This is a genomic window from Propioniciclava soli (genome assembly GCF_014858005.1).
Lineage (GTDB): Bacteria > Actinomycetota > Actinomycetes > Propionibacteriales > Propionibacteriaceae > Propioniciclava > Propioniciclava soli.
The window spans coordinates 1-11,981 of record NZ_JACYOT010000017.1 but is presented as its reverse complement, the minus strand read 5'-3'; the positions used below and the strand labels follow the sequence as shown (position 1 = coordinate 11,981).

General features: G+C 72.0%; 12 protein-coding genes and 1 pseudogene. 6 read left to right on the top strand and 7 right to left on the bottom strand.

Features of this window, described 5'->3' with window-relative positions; translation table 11 throughout:
* The 5 genes and pseudogenes from infB to IFY26_RS14815 all read left to right on the top strand — a co-directional run.
* The coding region (gene infB / locus IFY26_RS14835; protein WP_232549786.1) for a translation initiation factor IF-2 at positions 1–2,440 on the top strand (2,440 nt) is incomplete at its 5' end.
* A 136-nt stretch (positions 2,441–2,576) separates the two neighbouring features.
* Positions 2,577–3,038 (top strand): 30S ribosome-binding factor RbfA, encoded by a 462-nt coding sequence (gene rbfA / locus IFY26_RS14830; protein WP_232549785.1) that lies wholly within the window; start codon positions 2,577–2,579, stop codon positions 3,036–3,038.
* Positions 3,035–3,925: pseudogene (truB, locus tag IFY26_RS14825) on the top strand (tRNA pseudouridine(55) synthase TruB); the annotation flags it as partial. The gene rbfA and the pseudogene truB, both read left to right, overlap by 4 nt.
* A 116-nt stretch (positions 3,926–4,041) precedes the next feature.
* Complete coding sequence (locus IFY26_RS14820) at positions 4,042–4,962, top strand: bifunctional riboflavin kinase/FAD synthetase (RefSeq protein ID WP_232549783.1); 921 nt, start codon at positions 4,042–4,044, stop codon at positions 4,960–4,962.
* Positions 4,963–5,183: 221 nt separating this feature from the next.
* Positions 5,184–5,636 (top strand): hypothetical protein, encoded by a 453-nt coding sequence (locus tag IFY26_RS14815; protein WP_232549782.1) that lies wholly within the window; start codon positions 5,184–5,186, stop codon positions 5,634–5,636.
* Between the two features lie 21 nt (positions 5,637–5,657).
* Here the strand turns inward: IFY26_RS14815 and IFY26_RS14810 are convergent, their stop codons facing one another.
* From IFY26_RS14810 to IFY26_RS14780, 7 genes are all read right to left on the bottom strand, one after another.
* Positions 5,658–6,167: a GNAT family N-acetyltransferase gene (locus IFY26_RS14810; protein WP_232549781.1), complete on the bottom strand. Its 510-nt coding sequence runs from the start codon at positions 6,165–6,167 to the stop codon at positions 5,658–5,660.
* 134 nt (positions 6,168–6,301) lie between these two features.
* Positions 6,302–7,699, bottom strand: a complete 1,398-nt coding sequence (locus IFY26_RS14805; RefSeq protein WP_232549780.1) for an NAD(P)(+) transhydrogenase (Re/Si-specific) subunit beta — start codon at positions 7,697–7,699, stop codon at positions 6,302–6,304.
* Positions 7,700–7,701: 2 nt separating this feature from the next.
* Complete coding sequence (locus IFY26_RS14800; RefSeq protein ID WP_232549779.1) at positions 7,702–8,010, bottom strand: NAD(P) transhydrogenase subunit alpha part 2; 309 nt, start codon at positions 8,008–8,010, stop codon at positions 7,702–7,704.
* Complete coding sequence (locus tag IFY26_RS14795) at positions 8,007–9,224, bottom strand: NAD(P) transhydrogenase subunit alpha (RefSeq protein WP_232549778.1); 1,218 nt, start codon at positions 9,222–9,224, stop codon at positions 8,007–8,009. Before IFY26_RS14795 ends, IFY26_RS14800 begins: the two co-directional genes overlap by 4 nt.
* Positions 9,225–9,305: 81 nt before the next feature.
* The gene (locus IFY26_RS14790; protein ID WP_232549777.1) at positions 9,306–9,971 is read right to left on the bottom strand and encodes an ABC transporter ATP-binding protein; all 666 of its coding nucleotides are present in this window, start codon (positions 9,969–9,971) and stop codon (positions 9,306–9,308) included.
* A gap of 4 nt (positions 9,972–9,975) precedes the next feature.
* Positions 9,976–10,938 carry a hypothetical protein gene (locus tag IFY26_RS14785; RefSeq protein WP_232549776.1) on the bottom strand — a complete coding sequence of 321 codons (963 nt, stop codon included), beginning with the start codon at positions 10,936–10,938 and terminating at the stop codon, positions 9,976–9,978.
* Complete coding sequence (locus tag IFY26_RS14780; protein ID WP_232549775.1) at positions 10,935–11,450, bottom strand: hypothetical protein; 516 nt, start codon at positions 11,448–11,450, stop codon at positions 10,935–10,937. The genes IFY26_RS14785 and IFY26_RS14780 overlap by 4 nt, the downstream gene beginning before the upstream one ends.
* Before the next feature lie 177 nt (positions 11,451–11,627).
* Here IFY26_RS14780 and IFY26_RS14775 point away from each other — a divergent pair.
* Positions 11,628–11,981, top strand: a 354-nt coding sequence (locus IFY26_RS14775) for a hypothetical protein (RefSeq protein ID WP_232549774.1), incomplete at its 3' end; no start/stop codon positions are given.

Sequence of the window (11,981 nt, the reverse complement as noted above, 5' to 3'; positions counted from 1 at the left end):
GGAGGCGCAGAACGCAGCCGCCCCGCGTCCGGGGGCTCCGCGCCCCGGCGCGCCGCGTCCGGGTGGCCCCGCTGCCCCGGGCGCCCGCCCCGGCCCTCGGCCGGGTGGCGCTCCGGGTCAGGGTGCAGCCGGCCGTCGCACCGGCACGCCGCGTCCGGGCAACAACCCGTTCGCGTCGAGCCAGGGCATGGGCGTTCGTCGTCCGCGTCCGGACGCCCCCGCGGCCGGCGCTCCCGGCCGTCCCGGTCCCCGCCCCGGTGGCGCGCCGCGCCCCGGTGAGGGCCAGCGCATGCCGCGTCCGGGTGGCTCGGGCGGCATGCCGCGTCCCAACCCCGCCATGATGCCCAAGCAGGCCTCCGGCGCCCTGACCCCGGCGGGTCAGGGCGGACGCCCGGGCCGTCCCGGTGGTGGCCCCGGTGGCCCCGGCCGCGGTCGTCCCGGTGGCGGTGGCCCCATGGGTGGCCCGGGTGGTCCCGGTGGTGGCGGCGGCCGCGGTGGCCGTGGTGGCCGTGGCGGCACCCAGGGTGCGTTCGGTCGCGCGGGTGGCCCCGCGCGCCGCGGACGGAAGAGCAAGAAGGCGCGTCGCGCCGAGTTCGACCAGATGGAGGCCCCGACGATCGGCGGCGTCCGCATCAGGAGCGGTGAGGGCCAGACGGTCCGCCTGCGGCGCGGTGCGTCGCTGACCGACCTCGCCGAGAAGATCGGCGTCGAGCCGGCGTCCCTGGTGCAGGTGCTGTTCCACCTGGGCGAGATGGTCAACGCCACCCAGTCGGTGGCCGACGACACCCTCCAGGTGCTGGGCGCCGAGCTGAACTACAACATCGAGGTGGTCAGCCCCGAGGACGAGGACCGCGAGCTGCTCGAGTCCTTCGACCTGGAGTTCGGCGAGGACCTCGGCGACGAGGACGACCTGGCGGCACGTCCGCCGGCCGTCACCGTCATGGGTCACGTCGACCACGGCAAGACGAAGCTGCTGGACGCCCTGCGCAACAGCAACGTCGTCGCGGGGGAGGCCGGGGGCATCACCCAGGCCATCGGCGCCTACCAGGTCGCGACCGAGGTCGACGGCACCGAGCGGGCGATCACCTTCATCGACACCCCGGGTCACGAGGCATTCACCGCCATGCGTGCCCGCGGTGCGAAGTCGACCGACATCGCCGTGCTCGTGGTCGCCGCCGACGACGGCGTCATGCCCCAGACGGTCGAAGCCCTGAACCACGCCCGGGCGGCCGACGTGCCGATCGTGGTGGCGGTGAACAAGATCGACAAGGAGACCGCCGACCCGGTCAAGGTGCGCGGCGAGCTCACCGAGTACGGGCTCATCCCCGAGGAGTACGGCGGCGACACCATGTTCGTCGACGTGTCGGCCGTGACCCGCGAGGGCCTTGACCGGCTGCTCGAGGCGGTCGTGCTGACGGCGGACGCGGCGCTCGACCTGCGCGCCAACCCGGACATGCCCGCGCAGGGCGTGGCCATCGAGGCGCACCTCGACAAGGGCCGCGGCCCCGTCGCGACCGTCCTCGTCCACCGCGGCACGCTCCACACCGGCGACTCGATCGTCGCGGGCTCGGCCCACGGCCGCGTCCGGGCGATGATCAACGACCGCGGTGAGACGGTGGACGCCGCGCCGCCGTCGATGCCCGTCCAGGTGCTCGGCCTGACGTCCGTCCCGGGCGCCGGCGACAACTTCCTCGTTGTCGAAGACGACCGGATGGCCCGCCAGATCGCCGACAAGCGGGAGGCCCGCCAGCGCGCGGCACTGCTCGCCAAGACGACCCGGCGCAAGACCCTCGACCAGCTCTTCGAGCAGCTCGAGAAGGGCGAGACGCAGGAGCTCAAGCTCATCCTCAAGGGCGACTCGGCCGGCTCGGTCGAGGCGCTGGAGGACGCGCTGGCCGGCATCGACGTGGGCGACGAGGTGTCGCTGCGCGTCATCGACCGGGGTGTCGGTGCCATCACCGAGACCAACGTGTCGCTGGCGTCGGCGTCCGACGCGGTCATCATCGGCTACAACGTCCGTGCCCAGGGCAAGGCCACGCAGCTGGCCGACGCCGAGGGCGTCGACATCCGTTACTACTCGGTCATCTACGCGGCGATCGACGACGTGGAGGCGGCGCTCAAGGGCATGCTGAAGCCGATCTTCGAGGAGCAGACGATGGGTCAGGCGGAGATCCGCGAGATCTTCCGCAGCTCCAAGTTCGGCACCATCGCCGGCTGTCTGGTGATGGACGGCCACATCCGCCGCAACGCCAAGGCGCGCCTGCTGCGCGACGGGGTGGTCATCACCGACACCACGATCGCGTCCCTGCGGCGCGAGAAGGACGACGTCACCGACGTTCGCGAGGGCTACGAGTGTGGCCTGACGCTCGCGAACTACAGCGACATCAAGACCGGTGACGTGGTGGAGACCTACGAGATGGTGGAGAAGCCGAGGGACTGATCGGTCAGGGCGGGGCGGGGCCCATTCGGGTTCCCGCCCCGGCCCGGCCTCGCTGGCGCTCAGCGGGGCCGAACGCCCGACCACGCCCTGAACCCCGGGCGGGCCCCGCCCGACCGTGTCAGTGAGGAGACAAACGATGGGAAATCCCCGGTACATCAAGGTGGCCGAACAGATCAAGGTGATCGTCGCCGAGCTCATCGAGCGTCGCATCAAGGATCCCCGGCTCGGGTTCGTCACCCTCACCGACGTGCGCATGACCGGCGACGGTCGCGAAGCCACGGTGTTCTACACCGTGCTGGGGGATGAGGAGGCGCGCGCCGACACGGCCGCCGCCCTCGCGTCCGCCAACGGCATGATCCGTTCGACCGTCGGCAAGCAGCTGGGCATGAAGTTCACCCCGACCGTCACCTTCGTCCTCGACGCCGTGCCCGAGGCCGCGGCCGAGATGGAGGCCCTGCTCGCCCGGGCCCGCGCGACGGACGCCGAACTGGCCGCCGCGTCCGCCGGTGCGGCGTACGCCGGCGAGGCCGACCCCTACCGCCGGCCGGACGAGGACGACGACGAGTCGGCGGACGCCGGCCGCGACGAGGACGCGTGACCTCCGGGCTCCTCGTCGTCGACAAGCCCGGGGGCATCACGTCCCACCAGGTGGTGGCCCGGGCCCGGCGCGCGCTGGGGCTGAAGAAGGTGGGGCACGCCGGCACGCTCGACCCCATGGCCACCGGCGTGCTCGTGCTCGGCATCGGACGCGGCACGCGACTGCTCGGGCACCTGGCGCTCACCACCAAGACCTACCGGGCCACGATCCGGCTCGGCCAGGCGACCGACACCGACGACGCCGACGGCACCGTCGTGTCCGCCGCCGGCGCGACGCTCACCGGGGTCGGCCCGGCGCTGGGGGCCGAACTCGCCGCGCTCACCGGAGCGATCGCGCAGGTTCCGTCGTCGGTGTCCGCCATCAAGGTCGACGGCCAGCGTGCCTATGCCCGGGTCCGGCGCGGGGAGGAGGTCACGCTCGCTGCGCGCGAGGTGACCGTGACCCGCTTCGATGCCCTCGACGTCCGGGCCGCGGACGCCGACGGCACCCCGGTGGTCGACGTGGACGTCGTCGTCGACTGCAGTTCGGGCACCTACATCCGTGCGCTCGCCCGCGACCTCGGCGCCGCGCTGGGGGTGGGGGGTCACCTCACGGCCCTGCGCCGCACCGCCGTGGGCCCCTTCCGCGTGGAGCACGCGACGTGGGACGCCCACCTCGGGGAACTCGCCCCCGGGCAGCGCGTCGAGCTGCACCCCTATCCGCTCGGTGCCATCGCGCCTCTGTGCTTCGTCACGGTCGAGGTGGACGCCGCGGCCGCGGCGGACGTCACCGTGGGGCGGCCGCTGCCGCTGCGCCTGGACGCCGATCCGACGGCCGTGCTGCACGACGGTGAGCTGCTGGCCCTCTACCGGCCCGACGGGGACGGGGCCCGGCCCGTTGCGGTGTTGACGGCGCCCGGGGACGCCCCGGCCGGCGGCCAGACCGCCGGCGCCGTGGCGGACCGCGAGACGGAGCGCGACGCTGTAGTGTTCCGCCGAGATCCGGAGGCGAGATGAGGGGTCACGTGGGTGAGTCGGTGGTGGTCATCGGCAACTTCGACGGCGTCCACCCCGGGCACGCCGAGGTGTTGCGCCGGGCGCGCGAGGTGGGCGGCGACCTGCCGCTGGTCGTGCTGACCTTCTGGCCGCACCCGGCCTCCGTGGTGCGTCCCGGCTCGGGACCCCGCATGCTGACGCGCCTCGACGAGCGCGTCGCGCTGTTGCGCGCCGCGGGTGCCGACGAGGTGCGCGTCGTCGACTTCACCCGCGACTTCGCCCAGCAGAGCCCGGCGGAGTTCGTCGAGGCCCATCTGGTGCCCCTGCGCCCCGCCCACGTCGTGGTGGGGGAGAACTTCCGCTTCGGCCATCGCGCCGCCGGCACCGTCGAAACCCTCACCGAGCTGGCCGCGGGGCGGTTCGCCGTGGTCGGGTTGCCGCTGGTGCACGTGGGGGATGAGGAGACGTGCAGCTCGGCGGTGCGTGCCGCGCTCGACGCGGGCGACATCCGCCATGCTGCGACGCTGCTGGGGCGGCCGTTCCGCTTCACGGGGGTCGTGTGCCACGGCGACCACCGCGGCCGCGAGCTGGGGTACCCGACCGCCAACCTCCCCGTGCCCGACGAACTTGCCTGCCCCGCCGACGGCGTCTACGCCGGCCGCGTCACCCGCCTCGACGGCCGGGACGCCCACGGTGCCGCCCTGGCGTCCGGCGTCGAGCCCGCGGCGTGGCCGGCGGCCATCTCGGTCGGATCCAACCCCACGTTCGACGGTGTCGAACGGCGCGTCGAGAGCTACGTCCTCGGCCGCACCGATCTGGAGCTGTACGACGCCCGGATCGCGGTGGATTTCGTCGATCGGATTCGTGGCCAGGTCAAGTTCTCCAGCGTGGAGCAACTCATCACGCAGATGGACGACGACGTGCGCCGGGCCCGCGCCGCGCTCGCCTGACCGCCTGCGCGAGCCCGTGACCTGCGGCGTGAGAAGCTCCGGCCCCGCGTCTTGGTGGGTGGACCAGAATCTTCTTAACTCATCAGTCGGCGGCTCACCACCCCGCTGGGGGGGCGGCACGGGTAGGTGAGCGCTCAACTGTCACCCGCAGGGGGGACTGCATCGTGAGATTCTTCCGTGAAATGCTTGGGGAGCGCCTTTGCATACAGCACACTTGAGCTGTGGATGCGGCATGGCTCTGGATCGTGCTGGTGGCGCTGGTGCTGCTGGCCCACCGGTGGATGCGGACGCGCTCGGCCGCGGTGGCGAGCTCACGTCTCGGCCTGCACCCCGCGGACGTTGCGGAGCTCAACCGCATCGCTCGCCGGCTCGTCCGCGACCACCTCACCCCAAGTTCGACCCTCGTGCGGCACCTGTGCGTCGTCCAGGACCGCGCCGTCCCGGTGCGGCGCATCGAGCCCACCGAATGGGAGGGCCGCTGGTACCTCGGCTTCGCCGACGGCACCAGCGTCGTCATCGCCGCCGACTGCCCGGCCACGGTGCTGGCCATCCGCGCGGCGCTGCTGCACGGCTCGGTGACCGTCGTGGGGGTCAGGATCGTCGACCATGGGCTCCAGCTGGACCTCATGGGCGGGCGTCAGCGCAAGAGCGTGCTCGCCGTCGCCGACGCGTGAGGCCCGGCGGGCGGCACCCCGTCAGCGCACCGTGAGCGATTTGCGGTAGATCGCCTCGGTGGGCTCGTCGGTGCCACCGTTCTCCCCGTCGATGACGGACAGGTTGACCGCGCTGCGGTGCGCGCCGGTCGGCGTGTAGTCCAGCGAGATGTACAGGGGAATGGCCGCCGGGTTGTCCGGCGTGACGCCGAGGAAGATCTCGTTGTAGCCGAGCTTTGTCGCCAGGCGCTCGAGGTAGGACGTGAGGGCAGCGCCGAGGCCCTGGCGGCGGGCGTCGGGGACGACCCACAGCAGCTTCATCTCGGGCACCAGCTCCGTGGTCGGACGGCAGTCCAGGATCACCCGGCCGCGCACCTGACCGTCCACCAATCCGACGACGACGTAGAAGTCACCTTCCGCCTGCAGATCGAGGTAGGCGGCGGACAGGCCGGCGGTCTTGGACGTCTCGTTCGCCTCCAGCGCTGCGCGGTCGTCCGCCGTGGCGAGGCGCACATCGAGCCGGGGCTGGGCCTCCTGGGCAGGGATCGCCATGGTGTTCCTTCCTCTCGCGGGCAGCCGGGGGTGGTCGCAGCCCCCAGTCTCTCCGATCGGTGGCCTTTCTCCAACAGCATCTTGCCCACCGGTCGGGGGCGCCACGAGGCGTTCACCCCCCGTTTCACCCCGGGTCAACCGAGCTCCTTCATCGCCGTCACGACGTCGGCGATCACCTGCTGCGCCGAGCCGTACAGCATCGAGGTGTTGTCGGCGTAGAACAGGGCGTTCTCGATGCCGGAGTAGCCGGCGCCCCGCCCGCGCTTGACCACGATGCACTGGCGGGCGCGGTCGGCGTCCAGGATGGGCATGCCGTAGATGGGGCTCGACGTGTCCGTGCGCGCGACGGGATTCACCACGTCGTTCGCGCCGATGACGAGTGCCACGTCAGTGAGCGGGAAGTCGGCGTTGATCTCGTCCAGGTCGAAGATCTGGTCGTAGGGGACGCCGGCCTCGGCCAGCAGGACGTTCATGTGCCCGGGCATGCGGCCGGCAACGGGGTGGATGGCGAACGAGACGCGCACCCCGGCCGCCTCCAGCAGCTTGGTCATCTCCCACACCTTGTGTTGGGCGCCGGCGACGGCCATGCCGTAGCCCGGAATGATGACGACGTTCTCGGCGTAGCGCATCATGGCGGCGGCGTCCAGGGCCGACACCTCCTTGAGCGTGCCCTCCAGCGCACCGCCGGCCTGGGCCTCACCGGTGATCGGGGCGAACAGCACGTTGGTGAGGGGCCGGTTCATGGCCTTGGCCATGAGCTGGGTGAGCAGGGTGCCCGCCGCACCGACGACGATGCCGGCAATGATGAGGGCCGGGTTCTGCAGCACGTAGCCCTCGAGGCCGACCGCGAGGCCGGTGAAGGCGTTCAGCAGCGAGATGACGACGGGCATGTCGGCGCCGCCGATCGGCGCGGTGAGCGCGAAGCCGAGGAACAGCGCGAGCGCGAAGAACGGCACCAGCAGCCACCAGTGCGGGCCCCACACGACGATGGCGACACCCACCAGCAACGTCACCATGGTGTGGATGACGTTGCCGGCGTTCTGGGCGGGCAGCCGGAAGGTTTTCTTCATGATGCCCTGCAGCTTGCAGAACGCCACGACCGAGCCGGTGAAGGCCACCGAGCCGATGAAGGCGCCCAGCATGGCCAGCACGGCGTGCAGGCCGGTCGGCGGCTGCTCGGAGGTGAACTCGACGGCCGCGATGAGCGCCGCAGCGCCGCCGCCCATGCCGTTGTAGACGGCCACCATCTGCGGCATGTCGGTCATCTTCACCACCCGGCCCAGCCACGCCGCGACGCCGCCGCCGAGGATCAGCGCGACGAGCAGCAGCACCAGGTTGACCGTCTTGCCCGGTTCGAAGTAGGCGAGCCCTCGGTCACCGGGCACGAACAGCGTGGCCACCGTGGCGAGCACCATGCCGACCCCCGCCCAGGCGATGCCCCGGCGGGCCGTCCGCGGCGAACTCATCGCCTTGAGCCCGAGGATGAACAAGACCGCGACGACGAGGTAGACCCCGTTCAGCACCCACGCCATGCTCAGGCCTCCTTGCGCGTGACGGCCCGGGCGTCGCCCTTGGCGGCGAACATGCCCAGCATGCGTTCGGTGACGACGTAGCCGCCGGCCGCGTTGGCCGCCCCGAGCAACACGGCGAGGAAGCCGAGCACCAGTTGGAGCGGGGTTTCCGCGTGCGCGAGCGCCCACATCGAGCCGACGAGCACGACGCCGTGCACGAAGTTGGAGCCCGACATCAGCGGGGTGTGCAGGATCACCGGCACCCGCGAGATCACCTCGTAGCCGACGAAGGCGGCCAACAGGAAGATGTACAGGTACAGCAGATCCATCATCGAGGATCACCTTCCGTGGGTTCAGTGGCGGACGCCGCGGGCTGCAGTTCGGCGGCTGACGCGGCGGGCCGGGGTGGGTCGGCCGGTGCGGGCTCCAGGCCCAGGGCGCGCGCGACGCCGTCGTGGACGACCCGGCCGCGGTGGGTGAGCGCCGTGCCGGCGATCACCTCGTCGGACCAGTCGATTGCCAGGGCGCCGTCGACGATCATCGGCGCGGTGAAGTTGAACAGGTTGCGCGCGAACATCTCGGAGGTGTGGACGGGCATGCGGCCGGGCAGGTTGACCGGCCCGACGACCCGCGCCGGCCCGACGCGCATGTCCTTGCCGGCGACGGTTCCCTCGACGTTGCCGCCGGTCTCGGCGGCCATGTCGACCACGACGGAGCCGGGACGCATGGCGTCCAGCATCGCGCGGGTGACGATCAGTGGGGCGCGCCGGCCGGGGACGGCCGCAGTGGTGATGACGACGTCGGACTCGGCCACTGCCTTCGCGAGCGCGGACGCCTGCTGCGCGCGTTCCGCGTCGGTGAGCTCGCGGGCGTAGCCGCCCTCGCCGGCCGCGCTCACGCCCGTGTCGACGAACTTGGCGCCCAGCGACTCGATCTGCTCGCGCGTCTCGGGGCGCACGTCGTAGCCGTGGACGATGGCGCCCAAGCGCTTCGCCGTCGCGACCGCCTGGAGGCCCGCCACGCCGGCGCCGATCACCAGCACCCGGCTGGGCCGGATGGTGCCCGCGGCGTAGGTGAGCATGGGGAAGAACTTCGGCGCGCGCGCCGCGGCGATCAGCACGCACTGGTAGCCGGCCGCCGCCCCCTGGCTGGACAAGATGTCCATGCTCTGGGCCCGCGAGATGCGGGGGAGGAGTTCCATCGCGAAGGCCGTGACGCCGGCGTCCGCCAGCGTCTGGGCGTGCTCGGCGCTCGCGTAGGGCTGGAGCAGCCCCATGAGCACCTGACCGGGTCGCAGCTGCGCCTCGGCGTCGGCGGGGAGCCCGTTGATGGTCCACAGGACGTCGGCGCCCGCCACGACCTCGGCGGTGGAGTCGGCCCAGGCGACGTCGCCGAGCGATGCGGGTGTCGCGAACGACGCGTCGGTCGCGCCGCGCTCGATCAGCACGCCTGCGCCCAGGGCTGTGAGCTTCTTGACGACATCACCGACGATGGGGGAGCGAGGTTCACCCACACCGCTCGCAGGGATTCCGACCACGACCGTCATCTGTTCTCCTTTGCGACCCGGGTCGGGCCACAGGCTACTACGCGGCGTCGTGCAGCCGCGACTCTCACGACGTGGAGAGGTTCAGCCGTGGGGGGTGATCCTCCCGTCGTCGAGGTGGAGGACGCGATCGCAGCGCGTCCACACCTCAGGGTCGTGGGTCGCGATCAGCACGGCCCGGTGCTCGCGGGCCTGGGCGAGCAGATCGGACACGGCCTGGGACGCCTGATCGGCGTCCAAGTTGCTGGTGGGTTCGTCGGCGAGCACCAGGGGCGGCTCGCAGACGAGGGCGCGTGCCAGTGCGACCCGCTGGCGTTGGCCACCGGACAGCGTGTTCACCGGGGCGTCGGACCGATGGTCCAGCCCACGTTTCTGGAGCTGGAGGTGGGCCCGTCGTGCTGCGTCGCGCCGCCCCACACCGGCCAGACGGAGGGGGAGCATGACGTTGGCGAGCGCGGTGTCCATTTCGATCAGGCCCAGATCCTGCAGCAGGACCCCCACCATGCGGCGGCGGAAGGCGGCACCGGCTGCGGTGGACGGACGAGGGACGCGCTGCCCGTCCACCGTCAGGTCACCGGAATCAGGGGTGAGGTGGCAGGCGATGAGGCGCAGCAGTGTGGTCTTTCCGGAACCCGAGGGGCCCACGAGCGCGACGGTCTCACCCGCCGCCACCTGCAGCGAGACCTCGCGCAGGGCGTGGACCGGCTGCCCGCCGAGAAAGGTCTTGCTGACCGCGTTCACGTGCAGCATGCGGTCACACCTCCTGCTCGCGCAGGGACTCAAGAGCGACGTCGGCCAAGGCCCACCGTGACCCCCACCAGGCACCGGCGAGGGTGAGCGCGGTGATCACCGTCGCCACCCAGGGCAGCACCACGGGGGCGTAGTACCCCCCTGACACCAGCTGCAGCCCGAGGAAACTCAGGGCGAGCGCCGGCAGGCTCCAGACGGCAGCGATGAAGCCCACCCAGCGTGCCCCCACCTGGAGCGGGGACGCGCCGAGGGCCCAGGCGACGATGACGCCACGTTTGTTGCTGCGCAGCAGGTGGCTGAACGCGCTCAGGGTGGTGGACAGCGTCGTGAGCATCCCGAGCGCGAAGACCGTGAGGAAGGCGACCCTGCCCTGGTACTCCGAGCGGAAGTCCCAGCGGATCTTGTCCGCGACCAGGCGCGGCTCGGCGTCCGTGACCTGACGCAACGCCTGGAGGTAGCTGCGCAACGCGTCCGGGGTGGGGTCGAGCAGCACCATGCGGGCGGCCAGGTCGACGAACGCGACGGTGTCGAGCTGGGCGACCGACGCGGGGCTCCTCGGGGAGAGGGACCCGGCCGGCGTGGGGGTGAACCCCCACCACGGATCCAGGTACCCACCCCGCGACGCGATCTCGGAGGCGGCCGACGCGCCGAACACGAGGACGTCACCGTTGCCCGAGCGAATGACGGCACAGCCGCGCTCACCGGCCAGCACCCCGGCCACCGCGGCGCGCAGCTGGGTGACGTCCGCGTCCTGGGCGGGCGGGTTGCCCACGACGAAGGAGACGGCGCGTGCCTCGACCAGGCGTTGGGCCGCCGCCAGGTCGGCGGCGCTCTGGACGGCCAATCCGGCGGAGAGGCCCAGCAGGAGGGCGGCCACCGCCACGTGCACCGCCGCCAGGACGCCCCGGGCCCCCACCCGCCACGCATCTTTCAGCCCGGTTCCGAGAGCGAACACCAGCGCGCTCATGGTTCGCGCAGCTTCGCGAGGCTTCGGGTCCGCAGGGCGAACGCCCCGACGGCGACCACGAGATCGAGGGCGAAGACGCCCAGGGCGACGGGCCACAGCCACGCGGGGAACTCCAGGCGAAGGAGGACCCAGCTCACCCAGGCGAGCGCTGCCACGCACCCGAAGGCGGCACACCACGCGAGTGCCGCCGTGGCGCTCTCGCGCCAAGCTGCGTGTGCGGGGGTGGCTCCCAGCCTCGTCCAGATGCGCAGGCGTGGGGCGGCGGCCGCCGCGAGTCCGACCCATCCGCCCGTGGCGCTGAGCCACGCCAACCCGGCGACGAAGAACATCGCCCAGGACAGCGGCGACGTGACCATGCGCTGGAGGAGTGGGGGCTCGAGGGAGACGGCCACGGCCAGGCCACTCGAGCGCAAGGCGTCCTCGGCGGCCCGCGCGCGCTGGGGATCGGCCGTCTCGATGAGGAGTTCCCCGACCACGGCTCGTGAAGCCAGCAGGGGATAGAGGTAATCCACTCGGGGAGGTGTGCCCTGATCGGAGAACGCGGGGGCTCGGACGTCCGCCCTGGTCACTTCGTCCGCGCCATCTCCCAGCATGCCGAGAGCAGTACCCATCCGGACTGACACGACGCGCGTGGCCGCACCATAGTCAGCACGATCAAAGGGGAGGCCGGACCACCGTAGATCGGGGTCATGGACCCCCATGCCCAAGGAGACCTCGGATTCGGGAATGAAGACGGCTCGACAGTCGTCTTCAGGAAGGACGCCGGACACGGCCGCCCAGACGCGGCCAGCCGCGACGGGATCGTCCGGTTCGCCAGGTGCGGTGTCGATGCGCAGGCTCACGGTGTGGGACGCGTCGAGGCCCATGAGACGTTCCGCCTGTGCGGTGTCGGCGGCTGCCCCATACCCCAGGATGGAGGTCAGGAGGGCCAGCAAAGGAAGCCGGAGCGCCGCGAGCCTCCACCCGACGCCGAAGCGGCTGACACTGCCGGGGCCTTGGCCGGCCTTCGGGCCGGATTTCGACCTCACGCGCACTTCGCCGCG